Annotated in this window: 25 protein-coding genes, 1 tRNA gene, 1 pseudogene and 1 riboswitch; of the genes and pseudogenes, 17 read left to right on the top strand and 10 right to left on the bottom strand. The window is 64.4% G+C overall.

Annotated elements, in window-relative coordinates; translation table 11 throughout:
- Positions 1-4: 4 nt before the first annotated feature.
- The gene (locus CXY74_RS09935) at positions 5-1,648 is read left to right on the top strand and encodes a GMC family oxidoreductase N-terminal domain-containing protein (protein WP_199183188.1); all 1,644 of its coding nucleotides are present in this window, start codon (positions 5-7) and stop codon (positions 1,646-1,648) included.
- A gap of 152 nt (positions 1,649-1,800) precedes the next feature.
- Here CXY74_RS09935 and CXY74_RS09930 read toward each other — a convergent pair whose 3' ends face one another.
- From CXY74_RS09930 to CXY74_RS09915, 4 genes are read right to left on the bottom strand one after another with little or no spacing between them, the layout of a single operon-like run.
- Positions 1,801-2,826 carry a glycine betaine ABC transporter substrate-binding protein gene (locus CXY74_RS09930; protein ID WP_104200280.1) on the bottom strand — a complete coding sequence of 342 codons (1,026 nt, stop codon included), beginning with the start codon at positions 2,824-2,826 and terminating at the stop codon, positions 1,801-1,803.
- Complete coding sequence (locus tag CXY74_RS09925) at positions 2,827-3,663, bottom strand: ABC transporter permease (RefSeq protein ID WP_104200279.1); 837 nt, start codon at positions 3,661-3,663, stop codon at positions 2,827-2,829.
- A complete protein-coding gene (locus CXY74_RS09920) occupies positions 3,660-4,934 on the bottom strand; it encodes an ATP-binding cassette domain-containing protein (RefSeq protein ID WP_104200348.1) in 1,275 nt (424 codons plus the stop codon). Before CXY74_RS09920 ends, CXY74_RS09925 begins: the two co-directional genes overlap by 4 nt.
- A 28-nt stretch (positions 4,935-4,962) precedes the next feature.
- On the bottom strand, positions 4,963-5,604 hold the full coding sequence (locus tag CXY74_RS09915; RefSeq protein WP_104196864.1) for an ABC transporter permease: 642 nt from the start codon (positions 5,602-5,604) through the stop codon (positions 4,963-4,965).
- Between the two features lie 653 nt (positions 5,605-6,257).
- On the opposite strand from CXY74_RS09915, the gene CXY74_RS09910 reads away from it, so the two are divergent.
- Both CXY74_RS09910 and thiD read left to right on the top strand, forming a co-directional pair.
- A complete protein-coding gene (locus tag CXY74_RS09910; protein ID WP_104200278.1) occupies positions 6,258-9,353 on the top strand; it encodes a glycoside hydrolase family 38 C-terminal domain-containing protein in 3,096 nt (1,031 codons plus the stop codon).
- Between the two features lie 120 nt (positions 9,354-9,473).
- Positions 9,474-9,573, top strand: a riboswitch (TPP riboswitch).
- A pseudogene (gene thiD / locus CXY74_RS09905) lies at positions 9,556-10,401 on the top strand (bifunctional hydroxymethylpyrimidine kinase/phosphomethylpyrimidine kinase); the annotation flags it as partial. It overlaps the preceding riboswitch by 18 nt.
- A gap of 68 nt (positions 10,402-10,469) precedes the next feature.
- Here thiD and thiE read toward each other — a convergent pair.
- A complete protein-coding gene (thiE, locus tag CXY74_RS09900) occupies positions 10,470-11,114 on the bottom strand; it encodes a thiamine phosphate synthase (protein WP_104200276.1) in 645 nt (214 codons plus the stop codon).
- Between the two features lie 43 nt (positions 11,115-11,157).
- Between thiE and thiO the strand changes: the two genes are divergently transcribed.
- From thiO to CXY74_RS09875, 6 genes are all read left to right on the top strand, one after another.
- The gene (gene thiO / locus CXY74_RS09895; RefSeq protein WP_104200275.1) at positions 11,158-12,384 is read left to right on the top strand and encodes a glycine oxidase ThiO; all 1,227 of its coding nucleotides are present in this window, start codon (positions 11,158-11,160) and stop codon (positions 12,382-12,384) included.
- Positions 12,381-12,620 carry a sulfur carrier protein ThiS gene (gene thiS / locus CXY74_RS09890; RefSeq protein WP_370446141.1) on the top strand — a complete coding sequence of 80 codons (240 nt, stop codon included), beginning with the start codon at positions 12,381-12,383 and terminating at the stop codon, positions 12,618-12,620. The genes thiO and thiS overlap by 4 nt, the downstream gene beginning before the upstream one ends.
- A 2-nt stretch (positions 12,621-12,622) precedes the next feature.
- Positions 12,623-13,414 (top strand): thiazole synthase, encoded by a 792-nt coding sequence (locus tag CXY74_RS09885; RefSeq protein ID WP_370446140.1) that lies wholly within the window; start codon positions 12,623-12,625, stop codon positions 13,412-13,414.
- A 5-nt stretch (positions 13,415-13,419) separates the two neighbouring features.
- Positions 13,420-14,571, top strand: coding sequence for a molybdopterin-synthase adenylyltransferase MoeB (moeB, locus tag CXY74_RS09880; protein ID WP_104200274.1), 1,152 nt, complete (start codon positions 13,420-13,422; stop codon positions 14,569-14,571).
- A 117-nt stretch (positions 14,572-14,688) separates the two neighbouring features.
- On the top strand, positions 14,689-14,853 hold the full coding sequence (locus tag CXY74_RS17715; protein WP_146070111.1) for a DUF2207 domain-containing protein: 165 nt from the start codon (positions 14,689-14,691) through the stop codon (positions 14,851-14,853).
- Positions 14,854-14,957: 104 nt separating this feature from the next.
- Entirely contained in the window at positions 14,958-15,854 is an 897-nt protein-coding gene (locus CXY74_RS09875; protein WP_104200273.1) for a PfkB family carbohydrate kinase, read from the top strand.
- Positions 15,855-15,875: 21 nt separating this feature from the next.
- Here the strand turns inward: CXY74_RS09875 and CXY74_RS09870 are convergent, their stop codons facing one another.
- Positions 15,876-16,448 carry a HEAT repeat domain-containing protein gene (locus tag CXY74_RS09870; protein WP_104200272.1) on the bottom strand — a complete coding sequence of 191 codons (573 nt, stop codon included), beginning with the start codon at positions 16,446-16,448 and terminating at the stop codon, positions 15,876-15,878.
- A gap of 104 nt (positions 16,449-16,552) precedes the next feature.
- On the bottom strand, positions 16,553-16,999 hold the full coding sequence (locus CXY74_RS09865; protein WP_158252342.1) for a GNAT family N-acetyltransferase: 447 nt from the start codon (positions 16,997-16,999) through the stop codon (positions 16,553-16,555).
- A gap of 71 nt (positions 17,000-17,070) precedes the next feature.
- On the opposite strand from CXY74_RS09865, the gene CXY74_RS09860 reads away from it, so the two are divergent.
- From CXY74_RS09860 to CXY74_RS09850, 3 genes are read left to right on the top strand one after another with little or no spacing between them, the layout of a single operon-like run.
- Positions 17,071-17,517, top strand: a complete 447-nt coding sequence (locus CXY74_RS09860; RefSeq protein ID WP_104200271.1) for a MaoC family dehydratase N-terminal domain-containing protein — start codon at positions 17,071-17,073, stop codon at positions 17,515-17,517.
- Positions 17,514-17,936 carry a MaoC/PaaZ C-terminal domain-containing protein gene (locus CXY74_RS09855; protein WP_104200270.1) on the top strand — a complete coding sequence of 141 codons (423 nt, stop codon included), beginning with the start codon at positions 17,514-17,516 and terminating at the stop codon, positions 17,934-17,936. The genes CXY74_RS09860 and CXY74_RS09855 overlap by 4 nt, the downstream gene beginning before the upstream one ends.
- A 3-nt stretch (positions 17,937-17,939) precedes the next feature.
- Complete coding sequence (locus tag CXY74_RS09850) at positions 17,940-19,106, top strand: UDP-N-acetylmuramate dehydrogenase (RefSeq protein ID WP_104200269.1); 1,167 nt, start codon at positions 17,940-17,942, stop codon at positions 19,104-19,106.
- Positions 19,107-19,345: 239 nt separating this feature from the next.
- Here CXY74_RS09850 and CXY74_RS09840 read toward each other — a convergent pair whose 3' ends face one another.
- The 3 genes from CXY74_RS09840 to CXY74_RS09830 form a co-directional block, all read right to left on the bottom strand.
- The gene (locus CXY74_RS09840) at positions 19,346-20,200 is read right to left on the bottom strand and encodes an ABC transporter permease (protein WP_104200268.1); all 855 of its coding nucleotides are present in this window, start codon (positions 20,198-20,200) and stop codon (positions 19,346-19,348) included.
- Positions 20,197-21,141, bottom strand: a complete 945-nt coding sequence (locus tag CXY74_RS09835) for an ABC transporter ATP-binding protein (protein WP_104200267.1) — start codon at positions 21,139-21,141, stop codon at positions 20,197-20,199. Before CXY74_RS09835 ends, CXY74_RS09840 begins: the two co-directional genes overlap by 4 nt.
- An 80-nt stretch (positions 21,142-21,221) precedes the next feature.
- The gene (locus CXY74_RS09830) at positions 21,222-22,424 is read right to left on the bottom strand and encodes a pyridoxal phosphate-dependent aminotransferase (RefSeq protein WP_104200266.1); all 1,203 of its coding nucleotides are present in this window, start codon (positions 22,422-22,424) and stop codon (positions 21,222-21,224) included.
- A 167-nt stretch (positions 22,425-22,591) separates the two neighbouring features.
- On the opposite strand from CXY74_RS09830, the gene CXY74_RS09825 reads away from it, so the two are divergent.
- The 5 genes from CXY74_RS09825 (at position 22,592) to nusG (ending at position 26,634) form a co-directional block, all read left to right on the top strand.
- Positions 22,592-23,434 carry a UbiA family prenyltransferase gene (locus CXY74_RS09825; RefSeq protein WP_104200265.1) on the top strand — a complete coding sequence of 281 codons (843 nt, stop codon included), beginning with the start codon at positions 22,592-22,594 and terminating at the stop codon, positions 23,432-23,434.
- Complete coding sequence (locus CXY74_RS09820; RefSeq protein WP_104200264.1) at positions 23,431-24,885, top strand: NAD(P)/FAD-dependent oxidoreductase; 1,455 nt, start codon at positions 23,431-23,433, stop codon at positions 24,883-24,885. The genes CXY74_RS09825 and CXY74_RS09820 overlap by 4 nt, the downstream gene beginning before the upstream one ends.
- Positions 24,886-25,177: 292 nt before the next feature.
- Positions 25,178-25,250 (top strand) — tRNA-Trp (locus CXY74_RS09815).
- A 40-nt stretch (positions 25,251-25,290) separates the two neighbouring features.
- The gene (secE, locus tag CXY74_RS09810; protein ID WP_104200344.1) at positions 25,291-25,563 is read left to right on the top strand and encodes a preprotein translocase subunit SecE; all 273 of its coding nucleotides are present in this window, start codon (positions 25,291-25,293) and stop codon (positions 25,561-25,563) included.
- Positions 25,564-25,665: 102 nt separating this feature from the next.
- Positions 25,666-26,634 (top strand): transcription termination/antitermination protein NusG, encoded by a 969-nt coding sequence (gene nusG, locus CXY74_RS09805; RefSeq protein ID WP_104200263.1) that lies wholly within the window; start codon positions 25,666-25,668, stop codon positions 26,632-26,634.
- Positions 26,635-26,676: the final 42 nt, after the last annotated feature.

Below are 26,676 nucleotides of genomic sequence, written 5' to 3'. Positions count from 1 at the left end.
GCCAGTGTCGGACCTGAACTATGACGTGATCGTGGTCGGCGCCGGCGCGGCCGGAGCCCCGCTCGCAGCCCGACTGAGCGAAGACTCCGACAGGCGGGTTCTGCTCCTCGAGGCGGGACCGGTGCCGTCGTCTCCCGGCGGGTTCCCGACCGAGTTGCTCGATGCTGGAACCGTGCAGGGAGCGATGCCGGGGCATCCGCAGAACTGGTCGTTCACCGGTCACCTCACCCCAAAACTCGCCTACTCGATCGCGCGCGGTCGGATCCTCGGAGGATCGTCGACGATCAACGGCTCGTACTTCATTCGTGCCAGAACAGCCGACTTCGATTCTTGGTCAATCGGGTCACCCGAGTGGGCTTGGGAGAAGGTGTTGCCGTTCTATCGCCGGATTGAAACCGACCTGCAGTATGGCGAGACTGCCGTTCACGGTGGCGCTGGGCCGATGGTCGTCGGTCGGCCCCCGCAGGACCATCCGGTGACCGTCGCCTTTCGCGCGGCGGCTTCGGAGCTGGGCTTCGCCGAAGAACCCGACAAGAATGACCAGGCACTGCCGGGACACGGGCCGCTCCCGATGAATACCCTCGATGGAGTGCGTCAGAACACCGGGATCGCCTACCTGAATCCGGTGCGACATCGCGCCAACCTCACTGTGTGGGGTGACAGCTATGTTCGCCGCGTGCTGTTCGCGGGAACGAGAGCTATCGGTGTCGAGGTCGCGCACGGCGGCGGGATCGTTCAGGTGCAAGGCCGGGAGATCGTGCTCTCAGCGGGTGCGATCAAGTCACCTCACCTGCTGCTGGTTTCCGGGGTGGGCCCCCGGGAACAGCTGGAACAATTCGGCATTCCGGTCGTGCGCGACCTGCCCGGGGTCGGGGCGAATTTTAGCGATCACCCGGATATTGCCGTGCTGTGGCAGCCGCGCCGACAGATCGTCGACTACCGCACGTCGCAGTCGATGGCGGCCTGCCTGAACTTCACGGCGATCGGTTCCACGGCGCCGGGGGATCTGGAGATTCTCCCGATGCTCAAACCCATGGAGTATCTGTTGACCGGCAGCGCGCGCGGCATCATGGTCGGGGTGCGGGCCGCAGCGCGGCATCCGCTTCGAGCACTTCGGGCGATGCGCGGGGTATCGATGCGGCGCTTCGCGAAACAGATCGCCCACCGGGGGGACCTCGCGCTGCTCGTCGCCGTGCAGTCAGAGACCTCGCGCGGACGCATCAGCCTGGAGTCGGACGACCCCGCCAGGCAACCGCGCATCGACTACAACTACCTGTCGACCGAATACGACCTCGAACGCATGCGCGAAGTTGTGCGGGTAGCGGTACGTTTGTTGCGAACGGATGCCTACAAACACCTGTTTAGGCGATTGACCGAACTGACCGACATCGTTCTCGAGAGCGATGACCTGCTCAATGACTGGCTACGCTCCCACCTCGGCACCGCTATTCACCTGTGCGGCAGTGCACGGTTCGGGCCAGCAGATGATCCGGGGGCCGTCGTCGATCAGTACGGGCGCGTGCACGGTGTCGAGGGGCTGCGCGTCGCCGACACCTCGATTCTGCCGACCACGCCCGTGCGCGGACCGGCCGCGACCGCCGTTCTCGTTGGGGAGCGAGTGGCTGACTTTATTCGCCGCGGAATGTAGGGCGTACCTGCTACTGCCTCTACCCCGATGACTGCCCGGGTCGCGGCTTCAGCGCAACCTTCCGCAACGGAGGACCGGCCGGCCGAGATTTTCAACCTCGGCCAGTGGGGCCCGAAGAAGAACTGTGATCAAAGCTAGCCAGGAAGCTTCCGCTAGGCGGCCGGGTCAGTGATGAAACCTTCGTCGATCATCCAGGCGTAGGCCACATCGGCGGGTTCGGCACCGTCGACGTCAACTTGACGGTTCATGCCGCGCAGAACCTCGTCGGTGAGTTTGGGTGATATCGCGGCGAAGATCTTTTCCAGGCCGGGGTGCGCCTTGAGCGTTTCGGTGAAGAAGATCGGTGCCACGTTGTACGCCGGAAAAAATGCGCGGTCATCGGTCAAAACGGTGAGGTCGAGCGCGTCGATGCGACCGTCGGTGGTAAAGACTTCACCGAAGTTGCAGGCCCCGTCGTTGGTCGCGCTGTAGATCGCACCGGTGTCGTAGACGCCGATGTTGCTGTCGGGCACGCTGTCGGCGGCGCCACGTTCCAGCCCATAGTGGGCGAGCATGGGGTTCATGCCGTCCGGTCGGGAGTTGAATTCGGCTTCAACGCAAAAGGTTCGGTCATCGACGGGCAGTGCGGCGAGTTCGGACATGGCGGTGATGCCGCCGAGTTCGGCAACCGCCTCACTGCGTACCGCTAGGGCGTAGGTGTTGTTCATCGGTGCCGGCGCGCCCCAGGTGACCCCATTGGTGAGGTCGATGTCGTGCACGGCTTGCCACATTTCGTTCTGGTCGGTGATCACCTCTGTCTGGCCAAGATAGGTCAGCCACGCGGTGCCGGTGTATTCCCAGAGCACGTCGGCCTGGCCCGAAAGAATGAGTTCGCGGGCGGGCTGGCTGCCGGGCACATTGCTGAGGTCAGTGACGTCGAATCCTGCGGCGGTCCCGGCGAGCACCGCGATCTTACCGAGCAGTAGCTGCTCGGTATAGTTTTTGGACGTGACGGTGAGGTTGACGCCCTCGGCACCGTCGAGCGGGGTGATCGACCCGGGTCCAACCGCGGGAACGTATGAGGTCGCCGGCTGCAGGCCGCAGCCGGTCAGGGTGAGGGCAGTCACGGCGAGCACACTCACTGTCAGGCCCCAGCGGCCGAGGTGTCCGCGACGGGTGTGAAAAGCGGGGCGGTGCATCTAGAGTCCCTTCGGGCGGGCGACGTGTTCTACCACGCGGCCGATCCAGTCGATGAGGAGGGCCAGTAAAGCCACGAGCAGGGCTCCGGTGACGAGCACGGGGGTGAGGCTGAGATTGACGCCGGTGGTGATGAGAATGCCGAGTCCGCCGCCGTTGACGAACGTGGCGAGGGCTGCGGTGCCGACCAGTAGAACGAGGGCGGTACGCACGCCCGACAGCATGACCGGCACGGCGAGAGGTAGTTCCACGCGAAAGAGCACGGCTGTGGAACTCATGCCCATGCCGCGTCCGGCTTCGATGAGTCGGGCGTCGACCTGCTGCAGACCGACCATGGTGTTTCGCAGCACCGGGAGCACCGCGTAGAGCACGAGGCTCAACGTCGCCGCCCAAAAGCCGAAGCCGACCCAGAATGCGAGGAGTACGACGACGCCGATCGCGGGGGCGGCCTGCCCGACGTTGGCGATCGCGAGCACCGGAGCGGTCAGAAACCGCAGGGGTCGTCGGGTCAGGGCGATTCCCAAAGGAATTGCGATGACCAGTACGATCGCCGCGGCGAGGAGGGTGAGTTGGATGTGCTCCACGGTGTAAATCCAGAGCGCGGCCGGGGCGAGGGTGGTGAGTTCGACCGCTGAGAGGTTGGTCGTCAGCAGCCAGATGACGAGCGCGGCGAAAGCGAGCAGGATGCCGGCCAGCTGGTAGACCAGGCCCCGCCAGGATTGCCAGACCGCGCGAGCCTGACTGGCCGGTACGGCCGGCGCGGCCGGGTCGCCGGGTGTTTCGACGGCGGAGTCGCCGCCGGCAATGCCGGCTTCTGCAGTCAGGGCGCGGGTGCTCATTGACTGGCCCGCGCGTCGGCGCCATCGCTAGCGGTCTCATTCAGTTCGGCGGCCGGCGCCTGCGCGTGGAACACGCCGGTGTTCAGTCCGACGGGCGCTTGGTCCGACTCGAGTACGGCAGCGGTCTGCGACCGGGTAATGGCGTCCATGACGGTCTGTACGTCGATGACGCCCTTGAACATATCTCGGCGGCCGGTGACGAGCGCGGCCCCGGCGCTGGAGACGAGCATTGTGTCGAGTGCGTCATTGAGCGTGGCACGGTAGCCGACGACCGGAAGTTTCGGGTCGGGCACGTTGCTGATGACCTCGAGGCGGCCGAGCTGACGCCGGGAGAGCCACTGGATGGGACGGTGACGCTCATCGACGATGACCGCGTGACCGTGGCCGGCGTCGATGAGGCGGGCCAGGACATCCGCTGCCCGTTCGCCGGGGCTACCCACGACGGCGTCGCTGAACCCGACCTCTGCCACCCGGGTCAGGGTGAGCTGTTTGAGGCCGGCTCCGGACCCGATGAAGTTTTCGACGAACTCGTTGGCCGGGTCGCCGAGGATGCGTTCCGGGGTGTCGTACTGTTCGAGCTGGGCGCCCTCGTTGAAGATGGCAATCCAGTCGCCGAGCTTGACAGCTTCGTCGAAGTCGTGCGTGACGCAGACGATGGTCTTCTGCAGTTCTTCCTGGATGTTGAGCAGTTCGTCCTGGAGGCGTAGGCGGGTGATCGGGTCGACGGCGCCGAACGGCTCGTCCATGAGGAGCACGGGCGGGTCGGCCGCGAGGGCGCGCGCCACGCCGACGCGCTGCTGCTGACCGCCGGAAAGTTCCTTGGGGTACCGATTTCGGTAGAGCGCCGGGTCGAGGGAGACGAGCTCGAGGAGTTCGTCGACGCGGGCCGTGATGCGGGCCTTGTCCCAGCCGAGCATTTTCGGCACGAGGCCGATGTTGGTGGCCACCGTCATGTGCGGGAAGAGTCCGCCGGCCTGAATGACATAGCCGATGCCTCGGCGCAGGGTATCGCCATTCATATTGGTGACATCGTCACCGTCGACGACGATGCGGCCTTCGGAGGGTTCAATGAGACGGTTGATCATCTTGAGGGTAGTGGTCTTGCCGCAGCCCGAGGGGCCGACGAGCATGACGATCTTTCCGGCCGGGATCTCCATGGTGAGACCGTCGACGGCGGGGCGCGCCTGGCCGGGGAAACGCTTGGTGACGTGGTCCAGCAGGATGTTCGCACCGGTGATGCCGGTCGGGGTGGTGGAACCTTCGGTGCTCATGGATTCGCCGCTGTTGGATGTAATGAGTTCAGACACGGATACCTCGGGGTGTGGTCAGGCGGCCCAGGCCGACGAGAAGGAGATCAAGAATAAGAGCGAGCACGACAACGCCGATGACGCCCGTCAGCACCGACTCGAGGGAGTTGGCACCGCCGAGTCGGGAGAGGCCGGAGAAGATGAATCCGCCGAGGCCCGGGCCGAGGGAATATGCGGCGATCGCAGCGATTCCCATGACCATTTGAGCGGATACTCGAATGCCGGTGAGGATGATGGGCCACGCCATCGGCAGTTCCACCTGCAGGAGCGTGCGGAACCTGCTCATGCCGATGCCGCGGGCGGATTCCACGATCGACGGTGCGATACCCGACAGGCCCACGACCGCGTTGCGCAGAATGGGCAGAGTGGCGAAGAACGCCACGACGATGACGGCTGGAACGACGCCGAAGCCGAGCGGCGCGATGAGCAGCCCGATGAACGCAAACGACGGGATAGTCAAGCCAATGGCCGACACCGAGTTGGCGATCCCGGTGAGCGCGGAACTGCGGTAGACGACGGCGGCCAGCACGACGGCGAGGACTGTCGCCAGGATCAGACACTGCACGACGAGACTGAAGTGCTGCCAGCTGTTGAACAGGATCTGCTCATACTGACCCCCTAAAAAATCCCACACATCAAAACCCCTTCGCTTCGATCACACACTGATTTACCGCCACCGGCACGGGCACAACTGGAGGCGCCGATGCGGAGCTGGATAGGGACGCGGGCTGAGAGCCGTAGGCGCAAGTCCATACAGTCTTGCACGGCCATCCCCAGATGGGCGCAGCGAGACCTTACGGTTCGATCACGTGCGCCGACTCTCCCACGGGGAAACCCTTACGCGCTCAGCGGATTCAACCAGGCCGGGTTGTGACACTACCCGGCGTACACACCGGCGCGGCGGGCGTTGACGCTGTGCATCTTCTGGCCTTCATTGTGAAAGTCTCAGTCCTGTTACATTCCTAGGGTAAATATAGACAGTAATTTGTTCATCCGTTGTATATATGGAATACGCAGAATCACCGGCAACGATGCAAGGAGCACAGCGTCAGGGACTCAGGCAATTCATGAAAAAGTCACATGTTTTCGCCGTCGCACTCGCGGCCATGGCAACACTTGTCGAGTCCGGCTGTTCAGCGCGCGGTGAGGAGGCAGCGTCGGAATCGACCACCACCACGGTGGCCTCACACAAGTTCGCTCTATGTCTTCGTGTCGCGTGTTCTCGGCGGATCCTCGGCCATGGCCGGCGCCGTCACGCTCTGACCCCTCCAGCGCAAGGAGCACCAAGTGCACGACAATTCCGCCCTCATTCGCGCCCGCATCCGTCGTTTCGTCAGCGAGCGGGTCACCCCGTCGCTGTACCGGGTTTCGTCACCGTTGACCATCAGCGCGTGGGAAGTGCCCGACGAACCCGTGCCGTTTTCTGAGGCGCAAGGTCAGGATTTCACCCCGTTCAGCATCGGCCAGCATTGGGGCAAGCCCTGGGGCACGACGTGGTTCCACATCACAGGCCTGGTTCCCTCCGACTGGTCTCGGTTTCACGACCTCCACACGCGCACGGAAGTCATCGTGGACCTCGGTTTTCTGTCTGGTCAGGCTGGGTTCCAGGCGGAAGGTCTGGTCTTCACCCCGCAGGGGCACATCGTGAAAGCTGTGGAGCCGTTCAATAACTATGTGCCGCTGATCGCTCAGCCGGGAGAGCAGGTCGATATCTACATTGAAGCTGCGTCCAACCCCGATGTGGGAAGTGACTGGGGCTTTCAGCCGACACTCGTGGGTGACAAGGCTACGGCTGGTATAAAACCGATCTACCGCCTGCGCCGCATAGACGTTGCTTTGCTCGACACCCAAGTGTGGAAACTGGACCGGGACGTGTGGACACTGTTCGGACTCATGGAACAGCTGAGCCCTGACCTACCGCGTACCGCTGAGATTCTTCGGGCGCTGGAAAAAATGACCGACCAAATGGACCCCGAGGATGTGAGTGGCACGGCATCCCGTGGCCGCGCTTTACTGGCGCCCCTTCTGGCGCAGCCCGCCTACGCCAGCGCCCACCGAATCATCGCTGTCGGGCACGCCCACATCGACTCGGCCTGGCTCTGGCCGGTGCGTGAAACCATTCGCAAGTGTGCGCGCACGTTTTCAAACGTATTGCACCTGATGGATGAAGACCCCGACTTCATCTTCGCCTGTTCGTCGGCGCAACAGTATTCATGGATGAAGCAGCACTATCCGGAACTGTTTGAACGCATCCGTACGCGCGCACTCGAGGGCCGTTTCGTCCCGGTGGGCGGTATGTGGGTCGAATCCGACACCAACATGCCCAGCGGGGAGTCGCTGGCTCGGCAGCTGCTCGCGGGCAAGGCTTTCTTCATGCAGGAGTTCGGCATCGAACCCCTCGAGATCTGGCTGCCGGACTCGTTTGGATACACGGCGGCATTCCCGCAAATCGTGATCGCGGCGGGATCGAAGTACTTCCTCACCCAAAAAATCAGTTGGAACGAAACCAACACCATGCCTCACCACACCTTTTCTTGGGAGGGAATTGACGGCACCCAGGTCTTCACCCACTTTCCGCCGGTCGATACCTATAACTCACTGTTATCGGGGGAAGAATTAGCCCGGGCTCAACGCCAATACTCCGAAAAGGGTGCGTCAAACGTGTCGCTGGTGCCGTTCGGCTTTGGAGACGGTGGCGGTGGGCCCAATCGGGAGATGCTCGCAGCGGCGGAGCGCACGCGTTCTCTCGAGGGTTCACCGACCGTGCGAATGGCCAGCCCGCGGGCGTTCTTCGAGGAGGCGGAGGCGACGTATGCCAACCCGCCCGTGTGGTCGGGGGAGCTCTACCTGGAATTTCACCGTGGCACCTACACGTCGCAGTCCAGGACCAAATCTGGAAACCGTCGCAGCGAGCATCTGCTTCGAGAGGCCGAGCTCTGGGCATCAACGGCGTACTTTTATGCCGGCGCTGACTACCCCTACGAACGACTGGCTACCGCTTGGCAGACCGTGTTGCTCAATCAATTTCACGACATTCTGCCCGGAAGCTCTATCGCGTGGGTGCATCAGGTTGCTGAAGCGGCCTACGAGACCGTGCGAATCGAGCTCGAAGACCTGATCGCGATATCCGTGGCGGCGCTCGCCTCCTCGGCGCAAACGGATGCAACGCCGGTGAGCTTCAATGCTTCACCGTTCCCAGTAGCGGGAGTGCCTGCCCTGTCTGCTGCGCCGCGGATACCAACCGGAGCCGTGCGCCTACATCAGGCCGATGGGGGGTTCGTGCTCGAGAACGACGTCGTGCGGGCATCCATCGATGCACGCGGGCTCCTCATTTCCTTGGTAGACCGCGTGAGCGGAAGAGAAGCCGTGCCCGCGGGGCAAGCGGGCAATGTGCTCCAACTTTTTCGGGATACCCCGACGCAGTGGGACGCGTGGGACATCGACGAGCACTACGACCGGAACGGCGTGGAACTTCTAGAAGCAGAAGAAGTCAAGGTGCTCGTGCAGAGTTCAGGACTGGTCACGGTGCGCGTGACGCGCCGCTTCGGGGGGTCATCCGTTCAGCAGGACCTGACCGTACTCAGTGACCAGCCGAGCCTGGACATCGTGACGACGGTTGACTGGCATGAGCGTCAAAAATTGTTGAAGTTGGCTTTTCCGCTCGACGTGCACGCTGACCGCGCTGCGTCAGAAATACAGTTTGGCCACATTTATCGACCGACCCACGTCAACACGTCCTGGGACGCTGCCCGCTTCGAGACCTGCGCACACCGGTGGGTTTTCGTCGGGGAGCCGGGCTTCGGGATTGCGATTGCCAACGACTCAACCTATGGCCATGACATCAGCCGCACTACTCGAGTCGGGGGAGGGACGACCACGACTGTGCGGGAATCACTGCTGCGTGCGCCGACGTTCCCTGACCCAACTGCGGATCAAGGGGTGCACACGCTGCGCACCTCGATAAGTCTGACGCCAGACGTACTCGGAGCGGCGGCGCAGGGCTACCGGATCAACCTGCCGCTGCGCGACGTGGTCGGCGCGGCCGTAACGCCCGTAGTCGTGAGCGAGTGCCCATCGATCGTGGTCGAAGCCGTAAAACTGGCCGAAGACCGGTCCGGTGACCTTATCGTGCGATTGTACGAGGCGAGCGGTTCGCGCTCCACGGGCACTGTCAGCTTTGGCTTTACTGTCTCAGAAATCGTCGAGACTGACCTGCTCGAACGCACTGTCGCCCCTGTAGCAGTGCAGTCGACAACGGATGCTGGTGGTCAATTGGTGCTGCGTGCCTTCCAGATCATCACCCTGCGAGTTGCCCGTTCTGCCGCAGAAGGCGAGGGGAGCCTACGCCACCATTGCGTAGGCAGGCGCCCGTCGTTGGCGTGACTGTCTGCGGAATACTTTGTGCAGCCGGTCGTTGAGCGGTCGCAGAGCCGAAGGCGCATAGACGTGCTCCAGGGTGATCGCATGCGCGGTTGTGCGCTGAATACGCGCGCGTATAGGGTGAACCTTGACACGGGGTGCCGCACATAGTGTGCGTGCTGAGATCAATACCCGTCGAACCTGTCTAGTTAGTACTAGCGAAGGAATGTCACGGATGACTGATCAAACCTCCCAGCTCGCACTGCGGCAAACGCCTCGAATTCTCAGTATCGCCGGAACCGATCCGACCGGCGGCGCCGGGATTCAGGCCGACCTGAAGAGCATCGCGGCCAACGGCGGCTACGGCATGGCGGTGGTCAGTGCTCTGGTCGCGCAGAATACGCGCGGGGTGCGCTCGGTGCACACCCCGCCCGTGGCTTTTCTGCGCGCACAATTGAACGCCGTGAGCGACGATGTGACCATCGACGCCGTCAAGATCGGCATGCTCGCGCAACTCGACGTCATTACCGAGGTGCGCTCCTGGCTCTCGGAGTGTCGACCGCCTCTGGTGGTGCTCGACCCGGTGATGGTGGCAACGAGTGGCGACCGGCTGCTTGACCGCTCAGCCGAGCAGGCGCTACGCGACCTGATCCCTCAGGTCGATCTCGTCACGCCCAACGTTCCCGAGCTGGCTGTTCTGCTCGGGGAGCACCCGGCGGCCACCTGGGCGGAGGCCCTCGAGCAGGGCGGAAGGTTATCTGCTCGCACCGGAGTCACCGTTCTGGTCAAAGGCGGCCATCTCAACGAAACCAGCTGCCCGGATGCCTTGGTCAACACCCAGGGGTTGCTGTCGCACAGCGTGATCGAGGTCGCGTTACCACGTATCCGCACCAGGAACACGCACGGCACCGGATGCTCGCTCTCCTCGGCCATGGCCACGGTGCAGGCGAGAACCGGTGACTGGGCGCAGTCCCTCGCCGAGGTCAAAGACTGGCTCCAGGACGCCCTCGCCCACGCCGACGACCTCGAGGTCGGCCAGGGAAACGGCCCGATTCACCACTTTCATCGGCTGTTCGCCCGCGCAACAGCGGCATCCGCTCTGACCGCAGGCGTGCGATGAACGCGGTACGGTCGGTGGGATTAGCCGAGCGGCGGGAGGCTGGCGAGCAGACGCTGCGCGGCATCCGTCGGGTCGTCGGCGTCGGTGATCGCGCGCACCACCACTACCCGGGTGGCGCCGGCGTCGACCACTTGGTCGATGGTGCCCAGGTCGATGCCGCCGATGGCAAACCAGGGGCGCAGGCTGCCGACGGTGGCGCTCTGCGCGGCCGCATAGCGCAGCAGGTCGGTTCCCACCGCTGCGCGGCCAGGTTTCGTTGGCGTAGCCCAGACCGGACCGACACAGAAATAGTCGAGGTTATCGGCGGTGACGGCGGCATCCACTTGCTCGGTGGTGTGGGTGGACAGGCCGATCCGCGCAGCTGTACCGAGCAGTCTGCGGGCGGCGGGCAGCGGCAGGTCGGTCTGGCCGACATGAAAAACCGGCGCGCCGGAGAGGCCGGCGATATCCGCTCGGTCATTGACCGCCCAGAGCCGGGCGTGACGGTCGGCGACCGTGCGCAGAACCTCGAGATAATCAAGTTCCTCGGCCGCGTCGATATTCTTATCGCGCAGTTGGATGATGTCGACCCCGCCGGCGAAGGCGGCATCCACAAAGTCGGCGAAATCGCCGCGATTCTTTCGAGCATCGGTGCAGAGATACAGCCGGGCGGTGACGGGGTCCATGCGACCAACCCTAAGGGGCGCTGCCGTGGCATCGGTGCACACCATGAGTGAGCGGGGAGCGCAGCGAACAGTTGATGTCGCCGTCATTGGCGGCGGCGTCATCGGGCTCGGCATCGCCTGGACGCTGGCGCATTCCGGCCGTAGCGTGGTCGTCATCGACCCCGACCCGGCCGGCGGCGCCACCTTCGCTGCAGCCGGAATGCTCGCCGCGGTGAGCGAACTGCACTATCGGGAAGAGGCTTTGCTTGATCTCATGCTCGCGTCCTCGACGTTGTACCCCGACTTCATCGACTCGCTCGGAACCGATAGCAACGCTACCGGATACCAGCGAACCACAACCCTGAACGTGGGCGCGGACGCGGCCGACCGGCAAGCCCTCGCCGACCTGCGTGCTGTGCAGGTGGCCAATGGATTGGGTGTCGAGCCCCTCACCGTGCGCGAAGCGCGCGTGCTTGAACCGCTGCTGAGCCCCCAGGTCTCCGGCGCCTTTCTGGTGGAACAAGATCACCAGGTCGACCCGCGACGGCTCACCGAGCGCATTCAGTTCGCGCTCGCCGCCCTCGCGCCAAACGGTCAGGACGCCGTGATTCGGGTGCGTGCGCGTGGGTTACTGCACGCCGATGCCACGGATACCTCCTCGCGCGTTACCGGTGTCGCCCTGGCTGACGGTAGCTCGATCCAAGCCGACGAGGTGGTCGTGGCCAATGGACTCTGGGCGGGCGAGTTGGACGGGCTTCCCGAGCACCTGCGCCTGCCGCTTCGCCCGGTGTACGGGGACGTACTTCGATTGCGGGTGCCCGAGCACCTTCGGCCGCTGCTCACCTGCACGGTGCGCGGGTTGGTGCATGGGGTGCCGGTCTACCTGGTTCCGCGCACCGACGGAACGCTCGTGATCGGAGCCACCCAGCGCGAAGACGGCTCGGGCGTGGTGTCGGCCGGCGGCGTCTATCAGCTGTTGCGTGATGCACAGGCCCTGGTGCCGGCGGTCAGCGAGCTGGAGCTGATCGAAACGACCGCTCGGGCTCGTCCGGGAACGCCGGACAATGCGCCGTTCCTCGGCCGCGTCGGGTGTTCGGGCGGTGACATCGCCGGCCTCATCATTGCCACCGGATTCTTTCGTCACGGTGTACTGCTCACCCCGGTCGCAGCCCAGTACTGTCTGCAGCTCATCGATGGCATTGCAGACGATCGGTGGCGAAACTTTCGGCCCGATCGGTTCTCGGCGAGCCGAGAGCCCGCATCCGCTTCACTGAAAGGAGGCCTATCGTGACCGTAATAATTTCCGTCAATGGCCAGAAACGAACCGTATCCGGCGGCACCGTGACCGACCTCGTAGCCGAGATCACCGGGCGACGCCTCGAAACAGGCGGCCATGCAGCAGACGGAGGCCGCCTCGGAGTAGCCGTGGCGCGAAACGCTGCGGTCGTTCCCCGCAGCCTGTGGTCGACTACCGGGCTGACGGCGGGCGATGAGATTGAAATTGTTTCTGCAGTCCAGGGAGGTTGACCGTGCAGACCGCACACTTCACGAACACTGACAGCCTGGTGATTGACGGCGTGGCGCTGACTTCCCGCCTGATCATGGGCACCGGGGGAGCACCGAGTCTCGATGGCCTCGGTGAAGCACTGCGAGCGTCGGGAACCGAACTCACCACGGTCGCCATGCGGCGGCACAGCGCAGCGACCACCGGTTCACTCTTCGAACTGCTGGTCGAGAATTCCATCCGGGTGCTGCCGAACACCGCCGGCTGTTTCACCGCGCATGATGCGGTACTGACTGCCGAGCTGGCTCGGGAAGCCCTCGAAACCGACTGGATCAAGCTCGAGGTCATCGCCGACGAGCAGACCTTGCTGCCCGATGCGGTCGAACTGGTGGAGGCCACCGAACAGCTCGTTGCGCGGGGCTTCAAGGTGTTCGCGTACACCAATGACGACCCGGTGCTCGCGCTCCGGCTCGAACACCTGGGCGCTGTGGCCGTGATGCCGCTCGGGGCGCCGATCGGCACCGGGCTCGGCATTCTCAACCCGCACAATATCGAGCTGATCGTGGCCCGCGCCGGTGTTCCCGTGGTGCTCGATGCCGGAATCGGTACCGCCTCTGACGCTGCGCTGGCGATGGAATTGGGCTGCGATGCAGTGCTGCTGGCCACCGCCGTGACACGCGCGCAGAACCCGCCGCTCATGGCCGATGCGTTCAAACACGCCGTACTGGCAGGCCGCAGGGCCGCCCAGGCCGGCCGCATTCCGCGGCGCCAGCACGCGCTGGCGTCGTCACCGATGGCCGGGCGGCCTGACCTGTGACGCGGATGCCGGTGCTCGCGCCGCTCGTCGAACCCGGCGAGGAGCTCTCCATAGCCGAGCGTGAGCGGTATTCGCGCCATATTCTTATTCCCGAAATCGGAATGCTCAGCCAGCGACGGCTGAAAAATGCGCGCGTTCTCGTAATCGGCGCCGGCGGACTCGGCTCGCCGGTGCTGCTCTATCTCGCAGCCGCCGGGGTGGGTACGCTCGGCATCGTCGATCACGACACCGTGGACCTCAGCAATCTGCAGCGCCAGATCATCCACGGCACCTCAGGCCTCGGCCACTCGAAACTAAAATCGGCAGCGGCCGCGGTCGCCGAGCTCAATCCGCTGGTCACGGTGCACCAGCACGACGTCTGGCTTACCGCGGCGAATGCCCTCGACCTGTTCGCCCAGTACGACCTGGTAATCGACGGCGCCGACACCTTCGCCACGCGCTACCTGGTCAGCGATGCTGCCGCGATGCTCGGCAAGCCGTGCGTCTGGGGATCTATCCTGCGCTTCGACGGGCAGGTCAGCGTGTTCTGGAACCGACACGGACCTACCTACCGAGACCTGTATCCGGAAGCCCCGCCAACTGGCTCAGTGCCCAGCTGTGGCGAGGGCGGAGTGTTTGGGATGCTCTGCGGAACGATCGGCTCGACGATGGTCGCCGAAGCCGTGAAGTTGATCACCGGGGTCGGGCGCACGTTGCTGGGCCGGGTCGTACTGTTCAATGCGCTCGAGGCGACCTGGCGCGAAATCAGCATTGCGCGCGACCCTGCGGCCGAAGCGATCACCGCGCTGATGGACTACGAGGCGTTGTGCGGGACATCGGCCCTGAATGACGATGCGATTTCCGTGCAGGAACTCGCCGTCATGCTCGGGGCTCGGCAGCGGGGCGAGATCGACTTCGACCTCATCGATGTTCGGGAACCAGAGGAGTACGAGATCGTACACATTGCCGGGGCGCTACTGGTGCCGCAGGGCGCCATCCTCTCCGGAGAGGCGTGCCTTGCCCGGGACCGCGACGTGGTCGTGCACTGCAAGGCGGGCCCGCGCTCGGCTGCCGTCTGCGCCGAGCTGCAGCGGCAAGGCTATGAGCATGTGCGTCAGGTTGAGGGCGGCGTTCTGGCCTGGGTGAAAGAGATCGAGCCCACGCTCTCGACGTACTAAAGCGCGCGGTCGCGACACGAAGGCAGAGGCCATACATGGCATCTGCTGTCTACCCCCAGAAGGGGGTAGTATCGCGGCAATCGGGGATTTCCCGCGCATGAAATGAAAGGTCGGACTATGAACCCGTTACTCATCATTGTGGCCATTGTTGCGGTGGTGCTGCTCATTACCGGAGGTCTGGTGCAGTCGCTTCAATTTCTGCTCTGGGTCGGTATCGTACTGGCGATCATCGCGGTGATCATGTTCCTGATGCGATCAATTTCTGGACGCAAGAGCGCCTGACGCGACATGGTGCCAGAGCAGCCGGTAGAAGGAGAATAAACTCCTTCTACCGGCTTTTTCTCTGCCCAAACAAGCTGCTGCGGAGTTGATACAGATTGGACCCCATGCCTGAACTCAACGCCCCTTCCCGTGTCGTCGTCGTCGGTGACGCCCTGATCGATGTGCTGCGTGACTCCAAGGCGAGTCGAGAATTCGCCGGCGGTGCAGCCCTGAACGTGGCGGTGGGCCTGGCCATACTCGGGGTGCCGACGACCCTGATCGCGATGGTCGGTGACGACGCTGACGGCGCGGTGCTTCGGTCCTTCCTCGACCAGTACGGCGTGCAGCTGATCGCGACACCGGGCCCGCTCGGGTCTTCCCGGGCCGTATCGGATCGCACCGATGGCGAACCCCGCTACTTCTTCAACGACGCCGCCAAAGCGCGCCGAATCGAGTTCGGCGTGACCGAGCGGGCCGCGCTGGCCGCCGCCGCCGTTATCGTCGTGAGCTGTTTTCCGTTCGACGACACCGCGCAGACCGAGGCGTTCATCGCCTGCATCACCGACCCGGAGCACCGCCTCGTGATCGACCCGAACCCGCGCGCCGGCATGCTGCACGACGGACCGCGGTTCGTACGCAACTTTGAAGCGCTCGCCGCTCGCAGTCTGCTCGTGAAGGTCGGCGACGAAGACGCCGACCTTCTCTACGACAGTACGCTCGACGAACTGCGCGAACGACTCGTCGAGGGGGGCGCGCAGACGGTGCTGGCGACCGCCGGGCCGCTCGGTGCTTCCGTTGCGTTCGAAAACAATGGGCTGGTCAGTGTTCCGATCGCCGAGCTTGACGGCCCGATCGTTGACACGATGGGGGCGGGGGACGCAACGCTGGCGGCATCCGTGTGCACCATCATGAACGACGGGGTGCCGCAGGATTCCACGGCGTGGGAGGCGCTGCTGGCCGACGCCATGCTCACCGCCGCGGCGACCTGTCGGCACGAGGGAGCACTGCTCCGCCGGCCGTAGCGAGCGGATGCCCGGGTCGGGTCAGGCCTCGGGCTCGGTTTCGGGCTCGGTCAGCTTGAGCCGGGAGCGAATGGCGTCGCGGGCCTGCTGGGCGGCGCGGCGCACCTCCTTGTCGGAGTCGCGCAGGCGCACCTCGATCGTCGCGATGTTGTCGGTGGTGCCCTGGTCAGCGAGGGCGTGCAGCGCGGCGGAACGCACGCGCGGGTTCTCGTCGGTCGTGAGACGCACGAGCTTGGGTACCACCTGCAGGCCGCGCAGCAGCACAACCTTGGCGCACATTTCGCGCACGCGCCACGCCTGATTGTTCAGGCCGACGACGATGTATGGTGCGGCCTGCTCTCCCCAGACGTGCAGCAGCGCGCGGGCGCCCCACAGTTCGGGCCAGTACAGGGCGGGTGCACCCTCGAGGATGCCGAGCGCGTGGCGTCCGCCGGCATAGAGCAGAAAGTCTTTTCCGGCGTTCTTGGCGCGCAACAGGGCCACGGCATTGTCGATGACGACGTTCTCGCCGTAGTGCACGACGGCGGCGCGAATGCGCTCATCGGTCGGCAGATCGATCGGAAGGTCGGGGTGCGGAATCAATTTGTTTTGCATAGCCCTCTAACGCTACCTCCCCTCCGCAGCTTCCAGCCCGCGAGAGTGCAAAAGTGCCCGATTGCGAGTGTCAAATAGGATCTTTTTTGCGCTGTCGCGAGCTGCTAGGAGAGGAGCAGCTCGAAACCGGAGGCCTGCTCGTAGATGCCATAGTTGCCGATGTCAACGAAACCGAGACTGCGGTAGAGGGCGAGCGCTTCGGGCTGCGCATAGCCGGTTTCCAAACGCATCCGTTTGTAGCCGAGATCTCGGGCCAGCGATTCCAGCTCGCGCAGAATCGTCTTCGCGTGGCCCTGGCGGCGGTAATCGGGGTTGGTCCACATGCGTTTGACCTCGGCGGTGGTGGCGTCGTACTGGCGGAGGCCGCCGCCGGCAACAGTGGTCTCACCGTCGACGAGCACGAGAAATCCTCCGCCGGGCGGATCGAACTCGGCCCCGTCAACGTCATGCACAGAATCGCCATCGCCGTATCGGGTCTCGTATTCACGGTGCAGGTCAAGCAGAAGAGGGGCAACTTCGGGGTCACCGAAGCGCACGGATACACATTTCACGCTTAATAGTGTGCGCCTTATCGTGGTGCGCTCCTGACAATCGGCGCGATCTCTCTGAGTAGACTCGACGGGTGTCAGTGAACCCAGAGTTGCAGGGGCGGGTCTTTCCGCCGGTCGCCCCGTATCTAGTCGGCCGTGAAAAGGTGCGCGAATTCTCCCGCGCCGTGTTCGCGACCAACCCAATCAACCACGATCCCGAAGCGGCCCGCGCGGCCGGCCACCACGACGTCGTCGCCCCGCCCACCTTTGCCGTGGTCGTGCAGGAGGCCACCCTGGCCCAACTTCTGGCCGAACCGGATGGCGGCATCGACTTCACCCGCGTCGTACACGGTGACCAACGCTTCAGCTACACCCGGCCGATCATCGCCGGCGATGAGCTCACGGCAACTCTCGCGGTGACGAGCATCAAGAGCCTCGGTGGCCACTCGATGGTGACCGCCGAGTCCACCATCGTCGACGCCGCGGGCGCCCACGTCGTCACCGCCATCTCCACTCTCGTCGTCAGGGGAGACGAATGATCCCCGTTGTGACCGCCCTCACGGTCGGCGACGTCGTCGCCGAGGCGAGTTTCGCCCTGACGCGCGATTCCCTCGTGCGCTATGCCGGGGCATCCGGTGATTTCAATCCCATTCACTATCGCGATGATGTCGCGCAGTCGGTGGGATTGTCGGGTGTGCTCGCCCACGGCATGCTGACCATGGGGCTGGCCGTGCAGCCCGTCGTCGACTGGGCCGGCGACCCGGCCCGGGTTGTCGACTATCAGGTGCGGTTTACCCGCCCGGTCTTCGTCGACGCCGCTGCTGGCGCAACCGTGGCGGTCGTCGCCAAGGTCGGCGCAGTCGACCCCGAAGCCCTCATCGCCCGCATTGACCTGACCGTGACGTTCAACGGTGCGACGGTTCTCGGCAAGGCGCAGGCGCGCGTCAACCTGGCCTGAAAAATGATCGAACCCGTTGCACTCAGCACCCTCACCACCTTTCAAATCGGTGGGCCGCCAGTTGCACGGGTGGCACCGGTCACGGAGCAGGACCTCATCAACGAGAGCCTCGTGGTCTGGGGCATGGCTGAGAACTGGTTGCTGCTCGGCGGCGGCTCCAACACCGTCGTCGCCGACGACGGCTTTGACGGCATCGTCATCCACGTGGTGACTCGCGGTATCGAGGTGCTCCGCAGTGAAACCACCAGCGAAGCGGATGCCACCACCGGGCCGACCGGTGGGGTGCGACTGCGCGTACAGGCCGGCGAACCGTGGGACGACCTCGTCGCCTACAGCGTGGATCGCGGCTGGTCCGGCATCGAGGCGCTGTCGGGCATTCCCGGATCGTGCGGTGCCGCCCCGGTGCAGAACATCGGCGCCTACGGCCAGGAGCTCGCGGACAGCCTCGTTGCCATCGATTTTCTCTCCTATGAAACCGGCGAGGTCGAACGACTCGAGCATGCCGAGCTGGGCCTCGGCTACCGCACCTCCGCGCTCAAACAGGGGCTGCGCGGCGTCGTGCTGGCGATCGAGCTGAAGCTGCACGACACCGCGGCCGAGGCATCCGTTTTGGGAAGCGCCCTCGGTCAACCGTTGAAGTACGCCCAACTCGCCGGGGCCCTCGGTGTTCAGCTCGGCGACCGGGTTCCGTTGCAGATTGTGCGCGCCACCGTTCTCGGGCTGCGGGCCAAAAAAGGAATGGTACTGGACCCGACTGACCCCGACACCTTCAGCGCCGGTTCGTTCTTCACCAACCCGATCGTGACCGAGGCATTTGCGCGCTCGCTGCCGGCGGATGCGCCGCGCTGGCCACTTGCCGCGGAACCGGCTGATCGTGTTATTCCGCTTGAGGAATATATGGGGGTCGGACCTGTTCCCGGTGAGGAACCCGTGCGTATGGTCAAGCTCAGTGCCGCCTGGTTGATCGAACACGCCGGGGTCAGCCGCGGCTTTCGCCTGCCGGGCTCGAGAGCGGCTGTCTCGAGCAAACACACCCTGGCCTTGACGAATACCGGCGGAGCTACCGCCGAGGAAGTCGCGGAACTGGCCCGGTACGTGCTCGGCCGGGTGCAGGCGGAGTTCGGGGTGAACCTGCAGCCCGAGCCGGTGCTGGTGGGGCTGACGCTCTAGCGTCACAGCGTGGACGGCCGGACGATCATGGCGTGGCTCGTGGTCGGGGCAGGGGCGGCGGTGTTCGCGTTGAGTGATGAGGCGTTGTCGCCGACCGCCGAGAGTGACCGCAGAGAACGACCACCGGTGAAACGCATGTCTCGTCCATGCTGCGCACACTGCAGCTGTCGAATCAGCATGCACTGACCGCCGGGGCACTCGAGCGCAAACTGCTGTAGCGCCCGGGCGTCAGGCCAGGCTCACGCGTCGCGCCGAATCCAACGAAACGTCACCCGGCTCAGCACGAGCCCCAGCACCAGCCAGATACCGAGGGCGCCGGCCACCCAGGGTAAATCCCAGGTGCCGCTCTGCTCGGCAGCCGCGAAGCTTTCCGGTAGAAAGACCGAACGCATGCCCTGCGCCATCCATTTGAGCGGAAAGATGCTCGCCAGGTTCTGCATCCACTCCGGCAGCGTTGTGAACTGCAGGTAGACGCCCGAAATGAATTGCAGCACGAGCACCACGGGAGCCACCACGGCCGTGGCGCTGCGCCCCGACCGAGGTACCGCCGCGAGCGCTATGCCGAGAAACGCGCTCGTGATCACGCCAAATACGAACACCCAGGCGAACGTCGCCCACTTTTCGGGCTCAGTCGGCAGCGCGATATCAAGCACAAGCCTCGCCACGAGCAGCAGGAGGCCGGCCTGAAGAATCGCGGTGACGAAGACTTGCCCGATCTTGCCGAGAAAATAGCTCAGCGGGGAGAGCGGGGTGCCGCCGAGGCGTTTGAGGGTGCCGTCGCTTTTCTCGCCGGCGATATCGACGGCGAGGTTCTGCACACCGGAGAGAAGCATGCCGGCAGCGAGCATGCCGGGCAGATAGTAGGTACCTACGCTGACGCCGCCGGTGCCGTCGGGATTCGCACCGATATTGCCGGAGGAGCTGAACGCGGCGGTGAAAATGCCCAGCATGATGAAGGGAAAAAAGAACGTGAACAACAGGGTGTCGGGGGAGCGAAAGTACAGGCGCGTTTCATAGCCGATGCGGGACAGGCCGAGCGCGAGCGTGCCCGGAGCCTTGTTCTGCGGGCGGGTGCCCAAGACCGTGGCGCTCATGCTCGTACGTCCTTGTCGGTGCGTCGGCTCGGATCCGGCCGGCCCTCATCGGTGGATGCCGCAGCCCCGGTCCCAGCCGGAATTGCCTCGTGTCCCCGCACGAGCGACAGGTACACGTCTTCGAGACTGGGCCGGATCACCTCGAGATCCTCGGGCTCGGCGCCGTTCAAGCTGCGGACGAGTTCGGCCACGACCTGCGCCGGGCGACTGGTGCGCTCTTCGCGTACCAGTCCGTTGCCGTCACGCCAGCGCACGACCGGAACGCGGGCATCCGCTCCGCCGATTTTGTCGAGCGGGCCGATGTCGATGAGCTGGCCACCGGCGATGATTCCAGCACGGTCGCCGAGTTGCGCGGCCTCGTCGAGGTAGTGGGTCGTCAGCAGAATGGTGGTGCCCTCCGCCTTGAGCCCGCGAATCAGATGCCAAAACTGATGCCGGGCCTCGGGGTCGAAGCCAGTGGTTGGTTCGTCGAGAAACAACAACTCAGGGCGTCCGATAATGCCGAGGGCGACATCCACTCGGCGACGCTGCCCGCCGGAAAGCTTGCTGACGCGGGTTTTCGCCTTCTCACGCAGGCCCGCCGCGTCGATAACCTCGTCGACGTCGCGCGGATGGGGATAGAACCCGGCGAAGTGGCGCAGCTGCTCGGTCACGGTGGCATTGCCGCTCTCGTTGCTGGTCTGCAACACAATGCCCAGGCGGGCCTTCCACTCCAGGCCACCGCGGTGCGGATCAGTGCCCAGCACGCTCACCTCGCCACCGGAACGGTCACGGTAGCCCTCGAGAATCTCGATCGTCGTGCTTTTGCCGGCGCCATTCGGGCCGAGCAGGGCGAAGGTCTCACCGGCTGCGATCGAGAAACTCACGCCGCGTACCGCCTCGACGTTGCCATACGATTTCTGCAGGTCGCGCACCTGCACAGCCGGGGGAGTGGGTGTCATAGGTCCAGAGTCCCACTCCCGCGCTTTCCGCACCACCTCTGGTGATCGTCTCCCTCATCCAGCAGTGGACGGATGCCGTGCTAGTTGAACAGGCGCTGCAGGCGTTGCACACCCTCGAGCAGGACGTCATCGCCGAGGGCGTATGACATGCGCAGGAATCCACTCGGCCCGAAAGCTTCGCCGGGAACTGCGGCCACCTCGGCCTGGTCGAGAATGAGGTCGGCCAATTCGAGCGACGTCGTTGGGGTCACACCGCCCCACTGACGGCCAAGCAGGCCGGTCACGTCGGGGTAGACGTAGAACGCGCCCTGCGGGGTCGGCGTCACGACGCCGGGGATCTGGTTCAGTTCGGCGACGATCAACTTGCGGCGGCGGTCAAAGGCGACCCGCATGGCCTCGGCGGCGTCCTGCGGGCCGTTCAGTGCTGCGATTCCCGCGCGCTGTGAGATGTTCGACACGTTCGAGGAGAGGTGGGACTGCAGGTTTGCTGCCGCCTTCATGGCGTCGGCGGGGCCGACCATCCAGCCCAGCCGCCAGCCCGTCATCGCATACGTTTTTGCGACACCGTTGACCAGGATGGTGCGGTCGGCGAGCGCCGGAACGGCCTCGACAATCGACACGGCACGAACCCCGTCGTACGTGAGGTTCTGATAGATCTCATCGGAGACGACCCAGAGGCCGTTGTCTTCGGCCCACTGACCGATGGCACGGGTCTGCTCCAGCGAATAGACGGCACCGGTGGGGTTGGACGGTGAAACGAACAGCAGCACCTTGGTTCGCGGGGTGCGTGCGGCTTCGAGCTGCTCGACGGTCACGAGATAGCCCTGATCACTGCCGGCGAAGACGTCGACCTGCACGCCACCGGCGAGGCGGATCGCTTCGGGGTAAGTGGTCCAATACGGGGTCGGCACGATGACCTCGTCACCGGGATCGAGCAGGGTCGCGAAGGCTTGGTAAACGGCCTGCTTGCCACCATTGGTGACGACGACCTGGCTCGGCGAGACTGCGAGGCTGCTGTCACGCAGCGTCTTGGCCACGATGGCCTCGCGCAGCTCGGGCAGACCGGCCGCTGGGGTGTATCGATAGTTCTTCGGGTCGCGCACGGCGGTCAACGCCGCCTCCACGATGTGCTCAGGCGTCTGAAAATCGGGTTCCCCCGCCGCGAAGCTGATCACCGGCCTTCCCGCCGCCTGCAGCGCCTTGGCCTTGCCGTCAACCTTGAGGGTCGCTGACTCGGCAATAGAACCGATCCGAGTTGAAATTCGCTTGAGTTCGTGATCCACGTGTTGAGTTTAGCCACCCGACCCGCGCGCAAGCTAGCACAGCCTCCGGCTGAGCCAGCGCTCGTGCCAGCGCTCGTGCCCGCTCCGGTGACGCAGATCTGCCGCGCGCCGGCTGAGCCATGAGATGGCCGTAAAAATTGAGTCTCCCGCAGGAATAGAGTGATCAAATGATCACCCGTCTGGTTCAGATCTCTCGACCGGTGCTGTGGGTCAACACCGTCGGAACGACCGTCATCGGCATGTGGTTGATCGGGGATTTGTGGCGCTGGGACATCATCCCGCTGCTGCTCTGGGCGACCCTGCCGTTCAACCTGCTGATCTATGGCGTGAACGATATCTTCGACCAGGAAACGGATGCCCGGAACGCCCGCAAGGGCGGCCTCGAGGGGGCTCGTATCCTCGGCTCGGAAACTCGCAGTATCGTGCTCGCGGTCGTGCTGACCAACACGCCGTTCCTGGCATATTTTCTCGTCACGCTGCCGGCGGCCGCGCTCGCCTGGATTGCCGCGTACACGGTGATCTTCATTTTCTATTCGGCACCCCCGCTGCGTTTCAAGGCCCGGCGCTACCTTGACTCGCTCAGCAACGCCGCCTACGCCTTTCCGCTGATCTTCGTACCCCTGGCCTTCGGCAAGTCGCCGGTCTGGTCGGCGGCTATCGGGCTGATGGCGTGGAGCGTCGCCAAGCACACCTACGACGCGGTGCAGGATATCGACGAGGACCGCGCGGCCGGAATTCAGACCACTGCCGTCCATCTCGGTGCGCGCGGCGCCACGGTGTGGAGCGGCGTGTGGTGGGCACTGTCCACCGTGGGATTCGCGCTGATCAGTTGGCCGGTCGCCGTGGTGAATGCCCTCATCGCCGGCTGGCTGGTAATTTCGCTGGGGCGCAGCCCCACACCGGCAACGGCCCGCCGACTATATCGATACTCGATCGTGTTCCCCTACGTTGCCGGTTCCGTAGCGGGGGCCCAAATCGTGGCAGCCATGTTGCTGGGAGGCTATCCATGACCCGATCACGCCTGAATACATCCCCACGGCGCATAGTCGTGCTCGGCGCGGGCATCGGTGGGCTCACGGCCGCCGCACTGTTGGCCCGCGCCGGCCATTCGGTGACCGTATTGGAGGGATCCGACTGGATCGGTGGCAAGAGCAGGCGCCTCGAGATTGACGGGCAGCGGGTGGACACCGGACCGGCACTGGTCACGTTCCCCCGGGTCTGGGAGGAACTGCTCGCTCGCTACGACGCGCTCGGTGCCCGCCGGTCTGCTCCCTTGGAAGCCGCCGCGGTGGCCGGGGTCACGCTGCACAGGCTGCCCGAAGTGGGCCGGTACTTCTACCGGGGAGAAGCAGCCACCCTGCCGGTGCCGGCCGGGCATCCCTGGTACGCGGCCTGGACCCGTTTCGAACGCGAACACGGTGGCCTCGGGCCCCAACTCACGAGCATGCTCACCGCCAACCCGTTGGATCCGGCGTCACTGCCGGCCGTACGCAACGTGTTCCGCCTGTATGGCACCCGCCTGACCACCCGCAGCTTTCTTGACGGCCTGAACTGGATGCCCGATGGCCTGCGGGAGGTCATCGCCATCCACACCCTCAACGCGGGCGTCTCTCCCCGGCAGACTCTCGCCCTGTACGCGAGCATGCCGGCCATTATGGCCAGGGACGGCGTGTGGGTTCCCGAGGGCGGGGTGAACGAGCTGCCACTCGCGTTGCACCGCCTGGCGGTGCATGCCGGCGCGAATGTGCACACCGGCGAGCCCGTTACCGCCGTGACGAAAGGTTTCGTGACCACGGCGTCGGCGACGTACCCGGCCGACGTGATCGTGAGCGGGCTCGACAGCGTGGTGCTCGACGGCCTCTTCGGCGCGCCACCGGCACGGGCGCGGCCGCGCTCGTGCTCGGGGGTGGCCATCTATGCGGCGCTCGAGACGCCGCTGCCGGAGGGCACGGCCACGCACTCTGTCGTGTTGCCCGATGACCCGGCCGCCCTGCACCGCAGCCTCGATGCCGGAGTCGTGCCGGAGCAGACGATGGCATTCCTGAACTATTATCGGCCGCACGAGGTCTATCCCAATGACCGGGCCACCGTGGCGGTACTCCTCACCGCGCCTGCCGATGGTCGCCACTACGACCTCGACAGCCCGTGGGTGGCGCGTGAGGTGGCTCGAGTGAGCGCCGCCGTGGGCCTGGACCGCCCGATCAGCGAGCTGTTTCGCGACCATGTCGTGCTCGACCCGCACTACTTCGGCGGCTGGGGTTCCGCTGATGGAGCACTCTACGGCGCAACCCACCCGCTCTGGCAGAGTGGGCCATTCCACCGCCCCGGCTACACGAGCCGCGCACGTCCGTGGCTGTGGCGGGTGGGCGCGTCGGTGCACCCTGGCGGCGGTATCCCGGCCGTGCTCGGCGGCGCCATGACCGCGATGCACAAGCTGATCGGCCGCCTCGATGCTCCCTGATCCCAGCTGCTGGCTCCGCGTTCACCTGAGAAGATAAAACCCGACGGGTCGGGTGGAACTGAATCAATCGATGAGGATTCACTTCTTCGCACGGTGTGCACTCAAGGGTTCGTGTGCCAAGCTGGCGGGGAAGCGATGGCTCGCCCCTTGGGCTTGTTCGCCTCAGCTTTACAGTGGCCGGTCCGTGACCTAGACTGGTCTCGGTAGTTGAATTCCGCCATGCTTTTCTGCGCCTTTTTCCACGTGTTCCTACTTGGTTGAAGTCCAGGCGGCTTTGCGGGTTTGCTTCCATAGGGTGGTGGCTCAATTGGTAGAGCAGCGGTCTCCAAAACCGCAGGTTGCAGGTTCGAGTCCTGTCCGCCCTGCACATCGGTAGAATTCTTCCGATCATGAGAGGTGAAACAGGTGGCCCGAAAAGTTGTCGACGAACCTAGTGAGGAAGTCGTCGCGAACGCCCGAATTGCCCGCGAGTCCAATCGCGGTCCTTTCGCTCGGTTATCCCTGTTTATCAAGCAGGTTTTCGCCGAGTTGCGCAAGGTCGTCACTCCGACTCGTAAAGAGTTGCTGAACTACACCGGTGTCGTACTCGTCTTCGTGATCATCATGATGGCTATCGTGTCGGCTTTCGACTGGGTCTTCGGACTTGCCGTTCTTTACGTGTTCGGAACGCCGGGCTAAGAGAGCCCACCGGCATCCGCTCTGGCGGAACGCCTGCATTACCGGCATGGAAACGTGTCCAGACAATTTGCACACGTAGAACAAATTAGGGATTGAGATTTAGTGACTGAGACGAAGCACGACGATGTCGACTGGGCCACTGCCGCCGAGCAGTCCTCTGAAGAAGACGAGGCACAGGAAGGCAATACCCTTGCCGCCGACGAAGACTCCGTAGAAGCTGCCGAGCAGGCGGCCCTGCACGTCGTTAACGAAAGCGACGATGTTGAGGTCAACCTCGATGCCGCACTCGATGCCCTCGCCGAATCCCCCGATCCCGAAGCTGATGCCATCGTCGATGACGCCCTCGACATTGATTCGGCTGAAGAAGCCGAAGCCTCCGTCGAAGCCGTCGAAGACGAAGACGAGCTCGTCACGGCCGACGCTGGCGTCGAGACCGAAGCAGATTCCGACGCCCCGATCGACCCGTATGAAGCCTTCCGCAAGGAACTTCGTTTTCTGCCGGGTAAGTGGTACGTCATTCACTCTTATGCCGGATTCGAGCGTCGGGTGAAGTCCAACATTGAAAACCGTAAGCAATCCATGGCGATGGAAGACTTCATCTACCAGTGCGAAGTTCCCATGGAAGACGTCGTCGAGATCAAGAACGGCCAGCGTAAGATGGTCACCCGCGTGCGCATCCCGGGCTACGTGCTCGTGCGCATGGACCTCGACGAGGACAGCTGGTCGGTTGTTCGCCACACCCCCGGTGTGACCGGCTTCGTTGGCAACGCCCACAACCCCACGCCGCTGCGCTTCGAAGAGGCCTTTGGAATGCTCAAGGGACTCGTGGAAATTGTCGAAGCCCCCACCAAGGCTGGCGGCGCCCCAGGAAAGTCGGCGCAGCGCGTCATCGCTGCCGAGGTCGACTACGAAATCGGCGAGACCATCACGATCAAGGAAGGTTCGTTCGCGGGCCTGCCCGGTTCGATCAGCGAGATCAAGCCGGAGAGCGGCAAGCTCATCGTGCTCGTCTCCCTGTTCGAGCGTGAGACCCCGGTCGAGCTCAGCTTCGACCAGGTCACCAAGCTCTAATCAATCAGAACGGATGCCCCGCCAGGGCCATCCACGCTGGTT

Source organism: Cryobacterium sp. Y29 (genome assembly GCF_002929825.1).
Classification (GTDB): Bacteria; Actinomycetota; Actinomycetes; order Actinomycetales; family Microbacteriaceae; genus Cryobacterium.
The sequence above is the reverse complement of the archived record's forward strand: the minus strand, read 5'-3'. Positions and strand labels throughout refer to the sequence as shown.